Genomic DNA, 21,626 nt, shown 5'->3' on the forward strand with positions numbered 1-21,626 from the left:
TTTAACCAAAATCAAATGAAGTACGCATTACTAGCAACCATAGTGGGTAGCCTGTTTTTCGCTATGCCCGCTGCGGCCGGTACAGGAATGTATTCGTTACAGGATACCTTACCGAAAAATCAACCTGACACCACCAAAGTGACGCCGCCCGACAGCACGGCAAAGGTCGCTGCGGATTCGGTGAAGAAAAAGAAAGACGAGAAGCCAAGTATCGATGACAAGGTTAAAGCGAGCAAGAAAATTGACGGGCTTTTCACGCTTTACCGCGATACCGCCGATGCAGGATTACAACTGTATGTAACGAAGGAGCAATTGGACAAGGATTTCATTTACCAGAGTTTTTCGATGGGCGGCCCAACGGCCTTGTATCTCAATGAGAATATGATCCGCGATACCTGGTTGTTCAGTATCCGGAAAAACCAGGACAAGATCGAGTTCCTGCGGAAGAACACCGCTTTTTATTACGACCCGGCCAACCCGGTAAGCAAGGCGGCCAATGCGGATGTGGCAGAGACCATATTCCATTCGGAGAAGATCGCTGCTTCGGACAGTGCGGGCTACCTGATTCCGATTGACGGCTTATTCATCAGCAATAAGCTGGATGCGGTGAAGCCTATAATGCCGCCGGGGATACCCCCCACGGCGGTATTCAACCTCGGCAACCTTAACACCGGCAAATCGAGCTATGATACCGTGCGTTCGTTTCCGAAGAATACGGACGTTGTGGTGCGCCTCACCTACGATAATCCCGCGCCCATGAACGGTGGCGGCAAGGACATTACCGATGCGCGCTATGTGACGGTGCGGATGCAGCACTCTTTTTTAGAAGTGCCCCAAAACAACTACCGCCCACGGCGGGATGACCCCCGTGTAGGCTATTTCGGTGCGGAAGTGGACGACCTGACATCCATATCGCCCACGCCTTACCGCGATTTTATCAGCCGCTGGCACTTGGAAAAGAAAAATCCGAACGCAAAGGTAAGCGAACCGGTGGAGCCGATCGTATTCTGGATTGAGAATACGACGCCGCTGGAATACCGGCCCATCATCAAGGAAGCGGGCGAGAAATGGAACGAAGCATTCGAAGCCGCAGGGTTTAAGAATGCCGTGGTGATGAAGGAGATGCCTGACGACGTAGATTGGGACCCGGCAGATATCGACTACAATGTGATCCGCTGGAAATCGTCGGCCAATCCGAGTTATGGCGCCATTGGCCCCAGTTTCTTCAATCCGTTGACGGGACAGATTTTGGGTGCCGACATCACCGTGGAGTGGAAGTCGGGTGCTGGTACACCCGTGATGGATGACTTGTTCAACGCTGGTAATGCGGCGTTGGCATCGCTGCCCTGGGAGCACCCCGAGCAAGCGGTGGCACAAACCGAATACGTGCACCACTCGCAAGTAAACCGTATGGCACTGTGTAACCTCGCCAATGAGTTGAGCATGCAATTCCAAGCAGGTATCGTTACCGTGGAGACCTTGGATGCGGAATCGGGCGAAGCCAGTAAGTCGGAAGCCGTGAAAGAGATGCATAAGCAGTTCCTCTATTACCTGATCATGCACGAGATGGGCCATACCCTTGGACTGAACCACAACATGCGTGCCAGCCAGATGCTTACGCCGGAACAATTGCATGATACGAAGCTGACACGTAAAATCGGGCTACAAGGGTCGGTGATGGACTACCCGGCCATCAACGTAAGCCGCGATCGCAGCAAGCAGGGCGATTATTACACGACTAAAGCCGGGCCTTATGACATCTGGGCTATCGAGTATGGTTATACGCCGTTTGCGCCTGCGGAAGAAGCGAAGGGGTTGGACAAGATTCTAAGCCGTAGCACAGATCCGCAGTTGGCTTTTGGCAATGATGCGGACGATATGCGGAGCCCCGGTAAGGCCATCGACCCACGGGTGATGATCAATGATCACTCCAGTGACATGATGGCGTACGGTGAAGAGCGATTTTTGCTGGTCAACGATATGATGCCCAAGCTGAAGGAGCGGTTCAGCCGGCCCAACCAAGGGTACCAGGAACTATTGCTGCGGTATGGCCAGCTGAACAGCCAACGTGCCAGCATGGCCTCCGCTATCAGCCGGTACATCGGTGGGGTATATGTAGATCGCAGTTTCGTTGGGCAGGGCACCGACGCCAAACCCTATACACCCGTACCACTGGATATCCAAAAGAAGGCGATGGAGCTGTTGGGTACCTATGTGTTTGCACCCGATGCGTTTGAAGTGGACTACACGCTGTTCCCCTATTTGCAGCGGCAGCGCCGGGGATTCAATTTCTTCAGCAGCACAGAAGATTACAAGCCACAGAATACGTTTAGGTCTTTGCAGGTGAGTACGCTGTCACACATCCTGCACCCGACAACCCTTACACGTATCAGCAACAGCAGCCTGTACGGAAATGAGTATTCGGTTACGGATGTGATGAAGGACTTGACGAACCATATCTTTGCCGCCGACTTAAGCGGCCATGTCAATTTGATCAGGCAGAACCTGCAGACGGATTATGTGCAGGCGTTGATAGGCATCTTGGAGGCCAAGACGGGTTATGACCATGCCAGTAAAGCCGCAGCATTGGTTACGTTAACCGATCTGAAAGGGAAATTGGGCGGAGCTAACGGGGCGGATGCACAAACGGCCGCGCACCGCCAAAGCCTCCGTTTCATGATTGAGCAGGCTTTGTCGGTAGACAAGTCCTAACGGACTGCTAGTAATACGAATGTTTCCTGCCCATGCCGTACAAGGTGTGGGCAGTTTTTTTTGCGTGCTTTTTTGAGCGGCATAGGTGCCATGAAATGGAAACGTTGGTCAAGAGGAGAAAATAACCTCTATGTTATTGTTTGTCTTACTAGTTATTGTATTTTACCGTGTTCAACCAAAAGCGCGATAATTTTTTAATTTTTCTCGGTTTCCCGTCAGATATGCTACTTTTAACCTTACATGCTGCCGTGTATATTCCTAGCCCCCTAATCGAATAGGTTTGATTTGCTTTTGGCGGGGCCAATGTGGGAATCAATGCGGTGCAACGCTTTTCCATAACCGATTAACACAATATGCCAATGAAAACGCCAAAACATCTTCCAAATCATTTGCTATGCTTCACATTGTGGATCAGTTGCCTGTTTTCGGGCTGCAAGCGAGACATCCCTCCACTACCAACAAACGAACTAAGGAATATCACGTTTAAACTGGAGGGTTTTGAGGCCGAAGTGACGCCATTGGATACCCGGCAAAGCATGGCCCGGTCGGCGCTCGGCGCTGTGGGCAACGGTATGCAGGCGCTACGGAACATCACCCCCGGTTCGGAACCGCAATACCTGTATTATTGGTCGTTCAATGAGGGGAACGTAGAACCGTTTATTGCGGTGGATGAGGTAGGGGCAGCCATTGTATTTGCGGGCAAAGACGCTGAGCCCGATTTTGTCGCCGGGTTCGGGTTGGATCCCATTGAGCCAGGCAAAGCGCTGAGCATAACCGGAGCGCAATCTGTGGAAATAAATCTGCCCATGCAGGGTATCGAATCGGTAACAACCTTCGGCTTTGATATTACCAGCTCATCTACCGGTCCGAAGGATTTTTCGCTTTCCTATTCCACCGATGGCGGAGATACTTATGAGGTGCTTAGTGCAACCAATCCGTTTGGGGTATCCTCACGAGACCGATTCTCGTTTGATCTGAGTGCATACCCTGAGTTTATCGGTATGGAGGCACTGATACTCAAATTTGAGTTTTTACCGGGAGATAGGGGGGAGGGTAGTGAATACAATGAAAATACCGGGACGCTAAAACTCGACAACATCCGTCTGTCCGGCGTTTACAATAACGGGCCCGGTGATGCTACCAGCCCCAGCACATTGCATTATTACATTTTTTCGTCAGAAGACGGTGAGGTAGTCCAGCAGCAAGCCCTTTCGATGAGTGCGCTGGGCGATGGCGGTATGCTCGACGTTATGCTGGCCGATGGTACGTATGACGTGTTGTTTGTGGCATATCGGTCGGACAAAGGGATGTTACTACCGGAGGCCCCGGCCAACGCAAGCGAATTTTACATGGGTCAGCATTTTGACGATTTTAGAGCGGTTACCTATGCCGCGTTTGTGGAGGACATGGTGGTAAGTGGGGTCGGCACGGAGGTCGCTGCCATACTGAGTCGGTGCTACAGCCTCGTCGAATTTGATTTTACCGACGCGGCCTCCGACCTTCAGCGAGTCAAGGAAATTGAGGTGGTCAGGTTGCACGATGATTTCCTGTATGCACCGTTCGGTATGCCCGCATCGATAGAAATGTCGGAAACCCAGCGGATAACGTTCGATAACTTCATCCATGCAGATGATTATAAGATTGCCTTGCATCAGTTCTTCGGCCTGCTTGATGAAAGGGCGAGTATCGGGTACGAGTTGATCGCTTATGGTGAGGGCGATGTAGTACTCCATACGATAACAGTAACCCAGGAGATACCGAACAATGTCAGGCTGCGGCTTACGGGCAAGCTGCTCGGTGACACCGGCGCCGTCAATGGGTTTTCCGTAGCGTTGGATACGGCGTGGGGAGAAACATTGGAACATGAGTTCTGATTTGATCGATTCACCCAACAAAATACCGGCCTTTCTATGTCGGGTGAAAAAGTGAATGCGGCTGTTCACTTTTGCCTGCTTTGCTTGATATACCAATAGTTATTCGGAACGACGGGTCGTAGCACAGGGATTACAGGCCTGTCATGGTTAGGTAATTGTAAGGAAAGAATGAATCAGCTAAAAAGAAACGGGATGGTGTACGTGTGTACAATTATGGTTTGTCTCACGCTTTCGTGCGGCAAGCGCGATAACATATCATCCGAATCGCAGTTGGCCAATATGACATCGCAACTGTGTCCCAATGTTCGCGGAGTGCGGGCGTTGTATTGGGATTTGAACAATGGCGTGCTGCGGGGCGACATCCCGGGTGGAGTGCCCACCATAAAAAATCCAGGTGGATATTATATCAATAGCGGCTATCCTGCCTTGGGTTTCCAGATGCCACAAGGGTACCAGGCGTTTGAACTGAGCGGGAACAGCACCATCGGTGTAAATGTGCTCCGCAACGACAACAACGTGTTGTGGCGTTACGTTACGACCACCCTTTTCGGGTTGACGAATGCTCAGCAAGTAGTGCAAAACGAAGTAAACCAAATGCTCGCTAACTTGGGTAACCCTGAATTTAGTATCGTGTGTAGCGACGGTGGCACCCAACAGTTGGCACCCGGTATGCAGACAACTACCGCCACCCGGTTGGTCCGCGCGGGTAGTTTCACGGCGTTGATTGCTGTGAATGTCAATGCATCGCCTAGTTTGGGAAGTTCGTTTGTAGGTATACAGATGACGATGGCTCCTACAGCGGAGTATGATGCGATGGTAAGGAAACATTCTTACCCATCGGCTACCAACTGCTCTTTATTGATCGCGCCAGCGTTCAGGATTCTGATAACGACGGTGTTCCCAACGAACGTGATAGGGAGCCCTTTAACCCGAACGTACAATAACTTGAAAACGCAATATGTAATGTATTTGTGAAACTATGGAAGAAGTGAAATTATATTTTTTCGGGTACGGGGCAGCCATCGTTGCATAAAACTGCTTATCTTTCGGGCGACCATAACTACAATGGACGTTGGAAAGCCCGGCAGATATGCGAAATAGCGATGCGGAACGCCTGTTAACGAAAGTTTACGTGGACAATTTTAGTTGGTTTCAGCGGTATGTCTTGAAAAATTCCGGGACGTTGGAAGATGCTGCTGACATTTTCCAAGAAGGGGTCAGTGCCGCTTGGCTGAATCTGCGGGAAGGCAAGTTCAGTGGCGGTGCCGAACAATTCAATGCCTATGTCCGGCAGATTTGCAAATATAAATGGATTAATGTGCTGCGGGCTGCATCAGGACGGATTATAAGAATGGAAGCAGATATAGGTGTTTATGAGGACTTGGTGGACGGCGAGGAAGTAGAACGGAGTGTCCAGCAAAGTCATGTCCTCCGGGCATCTTTTTCAACGCTTGGCGAAAAATGCAGGGAATTGTTAGGGAGGTTTTATTTCAAACGGCAATCGTTAGCGCATATTGCGGCATTAATGAACAATACGGAAGAGAGTATCAAGACCATCAAGTACCGATGCATGATGCGGCTGCGAAAGGCGTACCTCGAAAAATACAACAACGATGAGTAAGTACAGGTCTGAAATCAGTCAAGCCGAGTTTGAGCGGATAGAGCGTTATCTGACGGGTGGTATGGACGGGCCCGTACAACAGGCTTTTGAGGAGGATATGGCCTCCAATGCCGAACTAAGGGATGAGGTGGCGCTTCAGCGCCGTCTGATGGCGGCCGTTGAATGGGGGGGCTTTGCGGCATCAACAGATGATGGCGCTGTACAAGCTTACCCGAAACGTTTGCATATTTGGAGATATGCAGCGGCTGCGGTCGCGGTGTTCGCGGTCGGTTTCTTAGGCTGGTGGATTCTCCGGACCACTGACATATCGGGTGCTAGTTTGTATGCCTCGTATTTTTACCCCGACCCGGGGCTGCCCGTTGCTATGAGTAGCACTGATAGGTATATATTTTACGATGGTATGGTGAGCTACAAGGAAGAGAAGTACGACGAAGCAATCCACACATGGCGTACGCTCTCGGAGGAAATGCGTTCAACGGACACCGTACAATATTATTTCGGCATGGCTATGTTGAATAAAGGAGTGCTTGACAGCGCCGCTTTATATTTGGAGCCGATCTTGACGGACAAAGGTTCGGCTTTTAGAGACAAGGCGCTGTGGTATCGCGCGCTCATTCATGTCAACCGTGCGGAGTACGCTGAGGCCGCTGATTTGTTGCGGATGTTGCCACCCGAGCCGCGGGTGACCGAGATACAGCAAAAGATTAATCAATTGGAATAAACAAAAGGAAAACCAAACCGTCAGCTCATGAAGAAGCAAACCTGCCACCTACTTGGGATGCTGCTTTGCTTATTGCAGACTTTCAGCCTCCTTGCGCAGCCTGGCGATTACGATCGCTCGTTGGAGGCATATCGCAACCAGCAATATGACAGTGCTTCGTGGTATTTGCAACGAGCGGTTAAGGTGTTCCGGCAGGCTGATCAACACGACAGCCTGGTGTGGGCTTATGTTCACAAGGCCGAAATTTTGTGGGCCACGGCAGGTAACTGGCCCGCACTACGTACGGCCGACACGGCCGTACGGTTGTCTGAACGATTGCCCAAACCTTACCTGGCTCGTGTAGCTGCTCTGAATAAGAAGGGGCAGATTCTCGTGCACGTATCGCATGTGGCTGAGGGCCAAGCCAACCTGCTCCAAGCGGAGCGCAGCATTCCGGCGGGCGATACACTAAACGGTACCGTGGCAGCCCTCTATAACAACCTATCGTGGATGTATATGGTACGGCTGCGTTTAGATGATGCCCTGCGTTACGCCAAGCGCTCGTTGGGCATCCAAAAGGTGTTATATGGCGACGATGCCCGGCAGCTGCTGGGGGTATACCAGACGTTGGGGCTGATAGCGAGCGATGCGGGCCGTTTGGATGAGGCTGAACGGTACAGTTTGGAACTCTACCGCTTAGCACGGTTGCACCTGCCACCCACCCACCCCAACATGGCATTGGTACACAACCAGCTCGCCATTATATATGAAGAAGCGTGCCGGTACACGGAGGCCCTTCACCACTTGCGGGCCATGGTAAACGTGGCGCAACAGGAATATGCGGAAACCGGCAATCCCCAGTTTTTGGCGATGTCTTACAACAATACCGCGCTTCTCTACCATCAACTAGGCGAGCATTCGCTGGCCGCCTCCTACTATGAGAAGGCACTGCACCTGCACCGTATAAACTATGGCGATGAGGAAGCTGGTATCGTGCAGCCGTTGGCGCATTTGGCCGATGTGAAGCGGGTGCTGGGCGAATACGGTACTGCCGACTCGCTCTTCCGGCGGGCCTACCGTATCCAGCAAGCCTATGCGAAGGAAAACGTACTTGAAGCGGCCAACTTGGAAAGTCAGATGGGAGACCTGCGTTACGATGTGGGCGATTTCGCTGCAGCCGAAACGTGGTATGAACGCGCGCTGATGAAATACCGCCATTCGGGAATCGACGGTGGAACCATGGTGACAGAAACCAAATCGACCCTGGGCAAGACCCTGGTCGCGCAGGGCCGCGTAGAGGAAGCCCAGCGCATGCATCGGGAAGTGCTCCGTGAGTACCGCCGCCGCTATCCGAGGGGCAATATCCTCGTGGCCGGTAAATTGAACGACATTAGTGAAGCGTATTGTACCGCAGATGCGCTGGAAGAGGCTATTCGATATTCGGACAGCACATTCATGGAGCTGCTCGGCGTTTCGCACCTGCCCGATAGTAACTGGGTCGTCGCATTGCCATTTTCGCACCACGTGATTCGCTACTTGAATAATCGGGTAACCATTCTCGAGCAGCAATACCGTCGCACACAGCAAGAGGATGCACTTGAGACGATCATTCGCATCGCTCACGAGTATGGTGCTTATTTGGAGCTGGGTATCGCGGCCCTTCGAACCCAGTCGGCCTTGATTCAACTGGCCAATAGCCAAAAGAAGCTGTACCAGAAGGCGCTGAATGCGGCTTGGCTGTTGTCGGAGAAGCATGGCCGACCTGCGTATCTAGCCACCGCCTTTGAGGTTGCCGAGATGGGAAAGGGTCTGTTGTTACGCTTGGCCGCGAACAACCTGATGGTCGATGAGCAACTGCCCGACAACGGAGGCGGATTTTCGTTGGATCGCCAGTGGCGTTCCAGGATCGGTGCGCTCAACGCCCGGTATCTCAATACCGGGGGCGTCGATGATTCGTTGTTGACAGAATTGACGGAGGCCATGGAAGGCTACCGCGGTTTTCAGGACAGTATGCGGTCCATCGCCGACCCACGTTGGTCCACGCGTTTCGACCTGCAGCCGCGCGGTGTAGAAGATATCAGGCGCACGTTGCTTACCAAAGGTGAGACTTTGCTGGAATATGCGGTTACTGAACACCATATCTATGCCTTTGTCATCAGCGCAAGTGTATTTGAGGCCTTTCGCTTTCCTCGTTCGCCGATTGCCGAGAAGGTCATCGTATTGAGGAATTTGCAGTCGCTGGATATCACATCGTTCGTCGACGCCGCTTACCCATTGTACCAACAACTGATTGCACCGTTGGAGCCATTGGTCGCAGGGCAGCAGTTGTTGATTATACCCGATGCCGAGCTTTTCGGGGTTAATTTTGAAATTTTACTTTCTGACGAGGGAGGAATGACCTTCTCGGAGCTCGCCTACTTGGTCCGGCGTTATGAGATCACCTATTTGCTTTCTGCATCGAGTGCCGTCCAGCAATTGCAACACAAACCCAACGTCGCGCGGCGAGGGCTTTTCATGGTGCCGGGATTCACCGACAGGATGAAACAGCGGTATGGCGAACGCCAACCGGACAGCTTAGCGGAGGGGGCGATTCACGCGCGTTTGCTGCGCCAGCCCTTTTCGCTGCAAGCTGCACGCGATGCGCTGCGGTTTGTAAAAGGCGATCTCTACGTGGAGGAAGCAGCAGATGAACAGCGCTTCAGGACGGTTGCCGGTGGGTATCATATGCTGCACATGGGTACGCATGCCGAAGTCGATAATATGTCACCCTTGCAATCTCGCCTGTTTCTAGCGGGTCCGGTGGTGGGCGATTCGGTATCGGATGATGGCATACTCCACGCCTACGAAGTTTACAGCATGCAGCTCCGTGCAGAGTTAGCTGTCCTCTCGGCGTGCAACACCGGTGCGGGGAAATTCCAGGCCGGTGAGGGCGTGATTTCCCTGGCCCATAGTTTCTTGTACGCAGGGTGCTCGTCTGTGCTGATGAGCTTATGGGATATCGATGAAAAAACCAGTGCCTCGATAACTACGGGTTTCTATGCCAACCTCGCCGACGGTATGCGGAAGAGCGAGGCCCTGCGCGCCACCAAACTTAGCTACTTGGCCGATGTCCCCCAAGAATTGGCGCACCCGTATTATTGGGCAGGGTTGGGTCTTATCGGCAACAATGCCCCCATCTATGCCGCGTTCGGCTGGCGCAACTGGCTAACTGGTTTGGTCCTGGCTGCCGTGCTGATAGCCGGATGGGGTTATTTCCGCTATGCGAAAGCGAGGCGTGGAGAGTAATCCCTGCGGTGCTATTTCGATAACCTAAAAAAATACATTCCTCCTGTTAACCTTTTAAAGTTTTACCCGATACCGATGTAGTAATTGGTTTCAAACTAATCAACTCAATAAGGTGTCATGAAAAAGACAAGTTTACTCTATCTCGCGGCATTGGCAACAGGATTGCTGATGGATGGCTGCAAAAAGGATCCGGTAGCGGCCGAGGATCCGGGCCCTGTAAACAAGGAATACGAATGGCAGGATGCCACCATTGCCCTCCCGGATGGCACCAACTATTCGCTCAGCGGCCACGAACTGAATACGGTTGGAACGGCAGTCGCCGTAAATGCCAATGGAGCCACGAAAGTGCCCAAGATGGTTGACGCGGTGACGATACACACCGTAACCAACGCTAACGGTGAACCGGTATTGCAGGGATATTCCACGCCTGGGAAAACCGAAATATCGCCCGAGGCCACTGCCAAGGTAACGTTATTTACACTGTACCGGCTTGCCGCGCTGCCCATGGAGGCGCAGATCGCATTTCTGGAAGGATTCGAATCCGACCATGCGGCGGATACCTATATTTCCGAATTTGCGGAAGCGTGGAAAACTGAACCGAATCTTTTATTGAGTAAAAAGTACACCGAACTGATCAAAAGATACCACGCCGCTTACCACAAATCTTCGGAAACACCTGTTATGGCGGCTAAGGCCAAGGCAACGGACGGGCGGTACTATTTCGTGGAGGGCGACACGGGTGAACTGCCCAACGGCTACACACTCGAACTGGAAGAACCCAACAAGTTCCATGTGCTGAACAGGGGGCCCCGCACGGCCACCGCGTTTATTTATAAGACCCGCATCAAGAAAAACAACACCCTGGCTTATCAGGAGTTAATCGGTGAGTACGGCACCGGCACGAAGGCCGACAAGCAATGGTTTGTCGACAATGGCAGGTACCTGCCTAAAATACATCCGCTGGGATATGAGGTGGACTACCGCCAGTTTCTTTTCGGGGAAACCGTATTTGAAGAGACAAAAAGCGGACCGCACGAACTGCCGCTGGCCGATGACGAGGAGGTGGCAGAGTACGACATCCGCATCGTGAATGCGGGTATCCACGTGCAAGAGGACGAGCTGACGGGCGACGAGTATGCCGCTTACGTGAAACACATGCATGCCGCGTTGATTGTAGACTTCTACCTGCCTTTCATCGGCATCAACCTGGGGCTGGATATCGATGACTTTTATGCAATTGAGGCCGAAGAACGGGTGGAGAAACTGGATGCCGCTATGCGCACAGCGGAGATTCATGCGCTAATCTCAGACGCCCTGAAAGACGGCAATCTGGATGGAATGCTGAAGACGTTTGAGCGCTACTTCCAGTCGGAATCGACCGGCTACGGCATAGATCTCCATGAGGCGGTGTTCAGCGCGGTGGGGAGAGCCGTGCCCGGGGGACTGGCGAACGCGGCCAAACGCAACGGATTGATGAGCTATTATTTCGATCAGGAGCTTTTCTGGAATACCGGCCAGGAGGAACGCCTGTTTATGGATTATTATTGGGAAACCTACGGACTCATATCGCTAAAGGCGACGGCACGTGCGGGCGTGGTGCGCATTTCACCCCGTATCGGCCAGGTCACTTCGGTACCGCCGAATGACACGGTGCGTTTCAGAGCCACTATTGAGTCCGAAGATTTCAGCGACCTCGATGTCACCTACCGGTGGCGTACAGCAGGTGGTTATGGTAGCATAAGGGTAGACAGCCAATCCGGTGCGGACCAACTGGAAACCGATGCGGACAACGTCGTGTTCAAGGCCGATTATGCCCCCGGGCGGACCGCCCCGGTAACGCAATGGATTTTTGTAGAGGTGTTGAAGGATGATCAATTGGTGGGCAAAGACTCGGCAGAGATCACCATCGGACCCTCCAATTATCAAATCGTGCCCGAGGGCATCACCCTCACGGGTAACAGTGACCGTGGGCCTACCGTAGCGAATCTTCGGATAGAACCGAAAACGGACAACGTGCCTTCGCTTACCGGCAACCCTGATCTGGATATTAAAATTATGTGGACAACTCCAGGCAAACACGGCGGATTGCGATGGAATGGCCAATACGCGACCTATTGGACCACGGAAGTGGAAACCATCAACGACGCTACGGCACAATACCGCTGCTCAGACGAAGACACCCGCGAGTCTGTGGAAACTATTGAAGCAAGGATATACGGACGGCCAAAGGGCGACCTCACCCGGCCCTATGAACTGATCGATGTAGTGCGCGGATCGGTCAACATCCTCAATGACCCGAAAAAGAAAATCATATGGGCCAATATGCGCCTTTTCCACGGGGATAGCAGCCAGCCATGGTCGGGCGGAAATACGCTTTACTTCTGTGTGAAGCAGGACGGGGTAACGTTTCCGCAGGATCCCGATGCGGTGTCCTATAGCCTCCGCTTTCTAGGCATGCGCACCATTATAGGCGCGCCGGATGCCCACAGCTGGAAAGCGGGCGACCCTTCGCCCTACGCGCCGCACCCCGATACCGGCGTACCCGGACATACCGGCACTGAATACTCGGTAGTCTACTCCTATGGTACACGCAATTCCTACAACGGGGCCCACGTAGACGCTTATTCGAATGTGGCCGGTGGCGCCGAAATCATTATCACACTTAAATAATTTTAGCGCTGTAGTCAAAACCAATAGTTAGTTAATTTTTAAGCGGCAATAGTGCCGTATAGTAATAGTTCTTTGACAAGTTTCTGATTTTTCATTGTCAATATTTGTTTTTCAATGGCAATAAAGCTTGCTTGCGCAGGTTTCTTCAATTGTGGGTTGACCCCAAGGTTGAAAAAAAAACTATCCATCAGTAAAGGTTTAGTATCTTACGGTAGTTGCCGCCTCCATCTCCGTATCGGTTGAGAAGTACAGTTTGTGTTTCTTCCCGAAGGGTATTCTGACCACCCGTGCTTTCCGTTTGGGCGATACGGCATAGACTACGGCCGTTGCCAGCGACTTTCCGGAATGGTTGTCCGCATGCGCGCTGCTTGACCAACCCGCTGTTGAAAGCCATGAAATCAAATGGCTTTTCGAATTGGATACGGTAGCGCTGTTCGCTTTATTTTCCGTACCGTTCCAGCTGCCGGAAATTGATCCGGCCCTTTATCGAAAGGAACAGGGTAACGGCCTCGACAATGAAACGTTGCCTGCATGCGTTGATGTTTTCATATTAATCAATAAGTTTACTATCAGCGATTTGTATAGATTATAAGCCTTGGTGGCCATATCTCAAATAGTACTTCGAAAATACTATTAAAGTGCTAATAATCAATAATCTATTAAATAATATCAATCATTGTATACCCGATGTTTTGTTGTAAATAAGAAACTTGTCTAATTTTTTAACGAAATATTATCAACTCAATAGCGATGGGTAAAAATAAACTATTTTTAACGTGCTTGTTGGCATGCGCCATGCATGTCCTGTATGCACAGAACGAGTCAGAGCCGAACAACGATTTACCTCGTGCCACCCCAATCGAGGTAGCGCAGGAGGTGATGGGTGGCATCGGAAAAGATGGAGACCGGTATGATTATTACAAAACCCTGTTGCCTGCTTCGGGCTCGGTCGTTGTACACCTCGAAGGGACGCATACCGGCGGGAGCGTGGGATCGGTAGCGCTCTACGCCTACGATAAGAGCGGCAGGCAGATCGGGGTCAATTCCTTGCTCGATGTCGCTGTATCGGAAGGAGAAACGATCCGCGACAGCCTTCATATTACTTCGTTGGCGCTAGATAGTGTCTACTTTCTTGTCTATCAGGGAGGGAACCGTTCTTTTGACTACCGCATACGGTATGAAATGGCCGACGTATACGATGACGATGACGAGCCGAACGGTGGTTTCCAGCAAGCAGCCGACCTGCCCGTGGAACAATCCGTCCAGGGCCTCATCGGTTACCGGGGCGACGGGGTGATCGATCGATACGACTACCTTAAAACCGAACTGCCTCGCGGGGGTACGGTAAAGGTGTACGTGTCGGGCGTGCATACAGGGGGTAGCGACGGTTCGCTCTCATTTTACGCTTACGACAAAAGCCATCGGCAGATAGCAACCAAGGCCGTGCTCGGCGAGGTGGTGGCTGCGGGCGGGGCGATTCGCGATACGATTGAAATTGTCTCCCGTGCCGCGGACAGCATCTATTTTTTGGTCTATCAAGGCGGAAACCGCTCCTTCAGTTATACCATATCATACGAGATGGTAGACGAACACCCCGATGACGAAGAGCCAAACGGCACATTTGATGGAGCGGTCGCCATTGTCGAGAATCAGGTGCGGGTGGGCACGATAGGCTATGTAACCAATGGAAATACGGATCGTTATGATTATTACAGAACCCAACTGCCCGACAACGGCACGGTTTCCGTAAAGCTTGAAGCATTGCATACGGGAGGGAGCAACGGCACGGTGGCCTTATATGTCTATGATAAGAGTGGCCGGCAAATCGGTGTCAAACAGATCGGCGATGGAGGAACCAAGCGGGGCGATAATGTGCAAGGCGTATTGGATATTACCTCCCGATCGCAAGCCAATGAAACGATTTATTTTCTTGTTTACCAGGGAGGTTCCCGTTCGTTTGCTTATCAGTTGAGTTACGAAGTGGGCGATTTGAACGAAGCGGACCCCGAGCCGAACGGTACGTTTTCACAGGCCGGAGGGATCAATGCGGGCGAGTCGTTGGCGGGATTGATCGGCTACGTGGCCAATGGGGTCACAGACCGCTACGACTACTATAAAACCCTGTTGCCTGCATCCGGTACAATAAACGTGTACCTTGCAGGTACGCATACCGGAGGTAGCGCCGGGACCTTCACTTTTTATGCTTACGATAAAAGCGGGCGGCAGATAGCGACGCAACAGGTTGCCGGCGGTAGTGTCAATGAAGGTGACAGCGTGCTCGATACGGTCCAAATCGTATCTCGCGACGCGGACAGCGTCTATTTTTTGATCTACGAAGGCAGCAGCCGGTCGTTCAGCTATGAGCTAAGCTACGAAGTACTCGACCAACACTACCGGGAAGCGGAACCGAATGATGGCTTTCCACAAGCCATCATCGTCAATGAAGGGGACAGCATAAGGGGGCAGATCGGTTACGTGGCCAATGGTGCCACGGATCGAAACGATTACTATAAAACGGGGTTGCCCGATGACGGCACGGTGAAGATTTACATCGAAGGGCTGCATACCGGGGGTAGCGACGGTTCTTTTTCCTTCTATGCGTACGACAAGAGCCGCCGACAGATTGCCACAAAATCGGCGTTGGGGGAGTCCGTGTCAAAGGGAGGGGTTGTACACGATACCATTGAGATTCATTCCCGGGCGGCGGATACCCTTTACTTCCAAGTATATCAGGGGGCCAACCGTTCGTTTGCGTACGAGATGCGGTACGAAGTGGTTGATCGGAGCGCGAATGATTTGGGACCGAACGACGTATTTCAACAGGCGGCGGATCTGCTGGAAAATGAAGCAGCGAATGGCCATATTGGTTACGTTGCCGATGGTGTGACCGATCGGTATGATTACTACCAGACCCCCGTACCCGAAGATGGAACCGTAAAGATTTATTTGGAAGGGCTCCATACCGGTGGTAGTACGGGCTCCTTCACTTTCTACGCCTATGACAAAAGCAACCGCCAACTGGTAACCCGTACGGTAGGGGAAAGCAGTGTAACGCTGGGCGATCAGGTACGCGATACCATCGAGATTTATTCACGTGCCGCAGATACCCTTTATTTTCTTGTATACCAGGGCAGCAATCGTTCATTTGCCTACAAAATACGTTATGAGGTGGTCGATAAGGGTGCGAACGATTGGGAACCGAACAACACGTTCGATGAAGCCACCACGGTAACGGTGGCGGATCGGGTTGAAGGGCATATCGGTTATGTGGCCGACGGTGTGACGGATCGCTACGACTATTACGTGCTCGAAGTGCCTTCCAACGGGAATATCGACTTGTATGTAGCGGGGTTGAATACCGGTGGTGGCGAGGCGGGATTCCATATCTACGCCTATGACAAGCGTCGGCGACAAGTGGCTTCCCAGCGCGTGGGGGATGGAAATGTGGGCAAGGGCGGTATACTGCGCGATACCATCAGCTTGGCCTGTGTGCAAACCGATAGCCTTTATGTATTGGTTTACCAGGGGGGTACGGGGTCGTTCCAATACGACATCGGAATGAAACACATCGACCGGCAACCCCATGCGGCGTTTGAGTTTGAGCGGGTAGGCAACGAAATCGGTTTTAGGGCAGCGGAGGGCAATGCGGACGAGTACCTGTGGGATTTTGGCGATGGAACCACCGCCACAGGTAGGTTCCCCATGAAGGTGTTTGGGTTCGGTAGTTATACCGCCCGGCTGATTGCGGTGAATAGCGTTTGCGGGCTTACAGATACCACCGAATATGCATTCGAATTCAAAGGGGTCGAATATTTCACGCCTACGTCGGTAGGGAAAGGGGGCGATGGGATTATCCAGGTGTTTGGTGGTGGGCTTACCGAGAACACGGTGGTTACCTTGAGCAAAGGCGGCAATACGCTGCAGCCCGACGGTGTATATGCAAGCGCCAAGGGGACAAGTATGACCGCTACGTTCGACCTGCATTTCGCCGAGGAAGGCGAGTATGACGTGACCATCCTAATACCGGGCGAAGAACCGTTGGTCTATCCGAAAGCCTTCACCATAGGCTCGTTTAACTACCCCACCACGTGGTCTGAAGTAACCGGCCCCGACGAGTGGCGCGTTGGCCGCGAAACACGTTTTAACCTGGTGGTAGGCAATAGGGGTAATGTGACCGCCTCGGGCGTCATGGTGGCATTGCTGTGGCCTAAGTCGGTGAGCCTACAGATGGAACACCGGGAAATCAAGCCCGATCCGGATGGCACAACGACCGTTGTGGATGACGATGGTGAAGTACATACCCTATCTAACGAGTATATCAATTACATCTATGAGAATGAAGATACCGCAACGGAAATCGACATGTTTCAAGGCAAGCCTTACAATGGATACATCCGCTTGCTGATGATACCGCATGTGCCGGCTGGCGGAACGTTTGAATTGCCATTTACCGTGCGCGCCACCAGTGCGGCAACCCAAAAGTTCATCACGTTTACCCTGAAGCCGAACTACTTCGGGTCGTGCAACACGCCGAATTATGCCGATTTGAGCAATAACGTGGCCTCGGAAATGATCGATCTGGTGGATATGGCCGCCGACAAAACGAAAAACGTGCCGCTCCAGGCACTTACCAAAACGTTGAAGGTGGGCCAGAAGCACCTGGCGGTTAACGCCAAGTTGGCCGGAGCCAAGTTCTGGGCCTGGTACGATGATTACGAGGTGCCCGCCGAGACGTACTCCGATATCTGGAAAGACCTCGACGCAGCGAATGAGTATGCCATGTGGACTGCTACGGAAGAGCTGGGAAAGATGGCATTAGGCAAAGGCGTTGACAAACTAAAGGCTGACAACGCGGCATGGCGGAAAGAGACCCGGGACTTCATCAATGGCAAGTTCAAGGACCCGAGCCAGCTCACGCCCAAGCAATGGCAGAAATACCAGGACGGATTGAATAGCCTGCTCGAATCTAGTGGCCGCGATGCCCGGCTGGAATTATTGATGGATGTTTTTGATAAAGCAGATAAGTTCAAGACGTTGGAAGATAAGCGGCGGGCGTTCCTTAAAGCGTTGGAAGATTGCCCGGAACTGGCAGAACAAATGGAAGACTTGCTGGATGAGCTTGGCGACGAATTGCTGCCGAAGGATGAGCGTGAAAAAGAGACCAATTCCATTGGTTCGATGGATCCAAATGCCATTTATGGTCCCGCAGGCGTCGGGTCGGCCAGGTATGTAAACAAACTTGACCGCCAATCGTTCCTGATTACGTTCGAGAATGTCGATACCGCTACCGCTGCGGCACAGGTTGTACGCGTGCTGGATACACTCGACCGCGAGGTGTTTGACCTTTCCAGTTTTGAGTTTGGCAATGTCACCATTGGCAACGATACTTACCGGGTGCCGAAAAACAGGAAGGAGTTTGTGCTGGATGTCCCCCCCGCTGCAGCACGGTCGCTGCGTGTGCGGATCAATGCTTCGCTGGACACCGTCAGTGGCGTAATCGAATGGCAATTCTTTTCCGTTGATCCACAGACCGGGGACCTTCCTGTGTTGGATGGCTTCCTGCCGCCGAACGTGAAGTATCCCGAAGGGGAGGGTTCCATATCCTATTCGATCAGCCTTCGTAGCGACATTGGGAATAACGTGCTGGTAAGCAACCGTGCTTCGATCATCTTTGACGACAATGAGCCTATTTTGACTAACCAATGGCAAAATAGGACGGATTTGATGAAACCAGCAAGCCAGGTACACGCGGAGGTCAAGGCCGATTCGGTGATCCATCTTCGCATAAGCGGGAGCGATGATGGGTCGGGCCTCGGATACCATCGCATCTATTATAACGAGAACGAAACAGGTTGGTACCCTTTGACGGGTACTCGGCTGGATACGTTGAGCATTGTAGGGCAACCGGGGGGCACGTACAGCTTCTATGCGGTATCGGGCGATAAGGTGGGGAACTTGGAGGAAAAAGTCCCCGACGCGGAGGCAACCGTTACCATTGCCGGTATGTCCGAACAACCGGAACGGGCGCAGCGACCTTTTGTGTTAGCACCGAACCCGACATCAACAGGCACACCGTCGATAATTTCTGCAAATTATACGGGAAAAGTTACCGTGCGTGTAGCCAACGTGCTTGGACAGGAGGTGGTACGGCCCATCCGTCTGGAAATGAGCGCCGGGATGGGTACCCCTATCGATTTGAGCAGGCTTGGATCTGGTATGTATTTCCTTGTCATACAACAGGAAGACGGAAAGGTGTACCGAGATAAACTGATCATTCATAAACCATAAACAGTTAAACATGAAGAATAGACTATTGCTTTTGGTAGTTGCGGGTATCCTGGCTTGTACATGGGTCCGCGCTCAGCAGGCTGATCAACCGAACACGCTCCATACGTTGGTGCCTTTTTTAACGATTGCACCGGATTCGCGTGCGGGAGGGATGGGCGAAACCGGTGTGGCAACGCGGCCGGATGCCAACGCCATGCACTGGAACCCCGCTAAATATGCCTTTGCCGAAGATGGAGGAGGGGTAAGCCTTTCGTATACGCCTTGGTTACGGCAATATGCAAATGATGTTCACCTCAGTTACTTGGCTGGATATTATACCTTGGACCATAGGCAAAAACTGGCGGCGTCTGTCCGGTATTTCTCATTTGGTAACGTGGATTTCACGGATGCGGGGGGCAACGCCCTTCAACAATACAAACCCCGTGAGTTTGCAGCGGATGTGGCATATGTTCGTAAGTTTCCCGAATATTTTTCGTTGGGCTTAGCGGTTCGGTACATTCGGTCTGACCTTGGCATGGGTGTATACGATGGCGTGAACGTACAGCCCGTCAATGCAGTGGGAGCGGATGCGTCCTTCTATTTCAGCAGTCCGGTTATATGGGGAGGGCGTGATGCTGTGGTGTCAGCGGGAGCCAATCTGTCAAATATTGGCCTGCGAATAACCCATGCCGCCAGCGGGGCATCGTTGCCAACCAATCTCAGGTTAGGGGCTAGCGTCAACTATGAACTCAGTGACCGGGATATGCTTGGATTGGCGATGGATGTGAATAGGTTGATGGCCTGGAATGGGGCGGGCAACGGGTCGGCCTTGTGGCGGGGATTAACCTGGGGTGTCGGTGCGGAATACGGATATAATGACTTATTGCATGGTAGGTTGGGGTATTTTCATGAACACCCCTCGTATGGCAATCGGCGATTTTTCACGGTAGGGGCCGGCGCTGCATACCGCGCCTTTAACTTTGATTTTGCTTATATGGTGCCGGTTTCAAATGAACATCCGCTTGGTAAGTCGTTGCGTTTGTCTGTGGGGTACTATTTTTATTAGAACGCTTCGCTCAGCGAGAGATAGAGCCCGCCCTGTCGCTTTTCGCCAGGTCGCTTTTCACCGATTCCGTATTCAAGGCGGATGCTGCTCTGATGCTCCAGGTCAAAGAAGTAACGGATTCCTCCACCGAAAGAAGGCACGAAGCGGGCATTGGATAGCCCACTGTGGTAGGTGGAGCCGGCGCCTGCGAAGGCTGCCACCCCCAACCGGGGGTGGAAACGGTAACGGAGTTCGCTTTGGGCAGCGATCAGGCTCCGGTCACGGTAGCGGCCGGCGTAGTAACCGCGCATCATCATGTCGCCACCCAGCTCGCGGTAAACATAAAACGGAACCCGGCTACCGAACGATGTTTTGTAGTGGGCGTTCAGCCCCAGCGTGAGTTCGCTGGTGAAGGGGAAGAAACTACGCAGGTCGAGATCGAATAGACTTCCCTGGAAATTGCTGCCACCACCGAATCCCGGCGAATAAGCATATTTGGCCCTTGCATAGTGCCCACGGGTGGTGTATGTATTTCTATTGCGGGTATCATACAGCTGGGAGATGCCAAACATGAGGTGGTATCCGCCATCCTGCCCATAAGGCTGCATACGGTCAAAGATACCGCCGCTTTCCTTATCGGCAAACGTATAGCGTTCAAAGGCCAGGTTGAGCCCCCCGTAATAGTTGGTCGTCAGTTCGCGTTCGCCTTCCAGCCGTACTCGGATTAATTGCATGAGCACGACGTCCTCGTCCTGGGCTGCTGTTTCATTGCCCAGCCCATAAAAGTTAAACGGGAAATTACGGAAGCGTAGTTCATTGATATAATGGTAGCGATTGCCGGTAGTCCAAATATCAGATTCCAATTTGAGGTTCGTTTGCCGTTGGGTGGTGAAAGTGCCAATGAAGGTAAGGTTGGAAGTACGGATGGAAGTATCCGTTTTGTTGAGGTAGAAATTGTAAACGCCGGCCAAGCCAAATTCCAGTCCGGTCTCCTGCGCATACCCCAATGCCGGCAGCACCACGAAGCCCGCGGAACGGGTGGTGTCTTTTTCGGGCGAAGCGAAACGCTTGATCAGCTTATGGTCCCAAATACGCTTCCGCTCCTGTGAACATGCAGGAAAAACGATACCTGAAAGGACGAGGTAGATCAAACAACGTAGTACGACACCCATATATGCGGCGAAGGTACGGATAAGAAGTGGAATGCGGTGCGGCAATAAATGGGGCTTGTCGGCCAATTTTACATTTTTGCAAATAATTTTTGTATTAAACCAAGTTTGTATATCTTTGCAGTCCCTAACGGAAAAGGGTGTTTTTGGCGGGGTGTAGGGGAATCGGGAACGGAGGTTTTCGATGGATTTTTGAGGTTTTGCCTCCTTAGCTCAGCTGGTAGAGCAACTGACTTGTAATCAGTAGGTCGCTGGTTCGATCCCGGCAGGGGGCTCAAAAAAC

12 protein-coding genes and 1 tRNA gene are annotated in these 21,626 nt (G+C 52.2%); 10 read left to right on the forward strand and 3 right to left on the reverse strand.

Annotated features, from left to right (window positions below):
• Positions 1 to 15 precede the first annotated feature (15 nt).
• From ACEVG1_RS09450 to ACEVG1_RS09480, 7 genes are all read left to right on the forward strand, one after another.
• A complete protein-coding gene (locus ACEVG1_RS09450; RefSeq protein WP_374743416.1) occupies positions 16 to 2,712 on the forward strand; it encodes a zinc-dependent metalloprotease in 2,697 nt (898 codons plus the stop codon).
• A 359-nt stretch (positions 2,713 to 3,071) separates the two neighbouring features.
• Positions 3,072 to 4,586 carry a hypothetical protein gene (locus ACEVG1_RS09455; protein WP_374743417.1) on the forward strand — a complete coding sequence of 505 codons (1,515 nt, stop codon included), beginning with the start codon at positions 3,072 to 3,074 and terminating at the stop codon, positions 4,584 to 4,586.
• A gap of 168 nt (positions 4,587 to 4,754) precedes the next feature.
• Entirely contained in the window at positions 4,755 to 5,561 is an 807-nt protein-coding gene (locus tag ACEVG1_RS09460; RefSeq protein WP_374743418.1) for a hypothetical protein, read from the forward strand.
• A 115-nt stretch (positions 5,562 to 5,676) separates the two neighbouring features.
• The gene (locus tag ACEVG1_RS09465; protein WP_374743419.1) at positions 5,677 to 6,207 is read left to right on the forward strand and encodes an RNA polymerase sigma factor; all 531 of its coding nucleotides are present in this window, start codon (positions 5,677 to 5,679) and stop codon (positions 6,205 to 6,207) included.
• On the forward strand, positions 6,200 to 6,928 hold the full coding sequence (locus ACEVG1_RS09470; protein ID WP_374743420.1) for a tol-pal system YbgF family protein: 729 nt from the start codon (positions 6,200 to 6,202) through the stop codon (positions 6,926 to 6,928). Before ACEVG1_RS09465 ends, ACEVG1_RS09470 begins: the two co-directional genes overlap by 8 nt.
• Before the next feature lie 27 nt (positions 6,929 to 6,955).
• Positions 6,956 to 10,192: a CHAT domain-containing protein gene (locus ACEVG1_RS09475; RefSeq protein WP_374743421.1), complete on the forward strand. Its 3,237-nt coding sequence runs from the start codon at positions 6,956 to 6,958 to the stop codon at positions 10,190 to 10,192.
• A 117-nt stretch (positions 10,193 to 10,309) separates the two neighbouring features.
• Positions 10,310 to 12,862, forward strand: a complete 2,553-nt coding sequence (locus tag ACEVG1_RS09480) for a hypothetical protein (protein ID WP_374743422.1) — start codon at positions 10,310 to 10,312, stop codon at positions 12,860 to 12,862.
• A gap of 38 nt (positions 12,863 to 12,900) precedes the next feature.
• Here ACEVG1_RS09480 and ACEVG1_RS09485 read toward each other — a convergent pair whose 3' ends face one another.
• Positions 12,901 to 13,050, reverse strand: a complete 150-nt coding sequence (locus ACEVG1_RS09485) for a hypothetical protein (RefSeq protein ID WP_374743423.1) — start codon at positions 13,048 to 13,050, stop codon at positions 12,901 to 12,903.
• Positions 13,050 to 13,256 carry a hypothetical protein gene (locus ACEVG1_RS09490; protein WP_374743424.1) on the reverse strand — a complete coding sequence of 69 codons (207 nt, stop codon included), beginning with the start codon at positions 13,254 to 13,256 and terminating at the stop codon, positions 13,050 to 13,052. Before ACEVG1_RS09490 ends, ACEVG1_RS09485 begins: the two co-directional genes overlap by 1 nt.
• A 356-nt stretch (positions 13,257 to 13,612) precedes the next feature.
• Between ACEVG1_RS09490 and ACEVG1_RS09495 the strand changes: the two genes are divergently transcribed.
• Together ACEVG1_RS09495 and porV are read left to right on the forward strand one after the other, a co-directional pair.
• A complete protein-coding gene (locus tag ACEVG1_RS09495; RefSeq protein ID WP_374743425.1) occupies positions 13,613 to 19,150 on the forward strand; it encodes a T9SS type A sorting domain-containing protein in 5,538 nt (1,845 codons plus the stop codon).
• Positions 19,151 to 19,160: 10 nt separating this feature from the next.
• A complete protein-coding gene (gene porV / locus ACEVG1_RS09500; protein WP_353124285.1) occupies positions 19,161 to 20,195 on the forward strand; it encodes a type IX secretion system outer membrane channel protein PorV in 1,035 nt (344 codons plus the stop codon).
• On the opposite strand, the gene ACEVG1_RS09505 is transcribed toward porV, so the two are convergent.
• Entirely contained in the window at positions 20,192 to 21,346 is a 1,155-nt protein-coding gene (locus tag ACEVG1_RS09505; RefSeq protein WP_374743426.1) for a polymerase, read from the reverse strand. The two genes, porV and ACEVG1_RS09505, sit on opposite strands and share 4 nt — an antisense overlap.
• A 199-nt stretch (positions 21,347 to 21,545) precedes the next feature.
• Between ACEVG1_RS09505 and ACEVG1_RS09510 the strand changes: the two genes are divergently transcribed.
• A tRNA-Thr gene (locus ACEVG1_RS09510) sits at positions 21,546 to 21,618 on the forward strand.
• Positions 21,619 to 21,626 lie beyond the last annotated feature (8 nt).

Source organism: Parapedobacter sp. 2B3, from assembly GCF_041925275.1.
Lineage (GTDB): Bacteria > Bacteroidota > Bacteroidia > Sphingobacteriales > Sphingobacteriaceae > Parapedobacter > Parapedobacter pyrenivorans_A.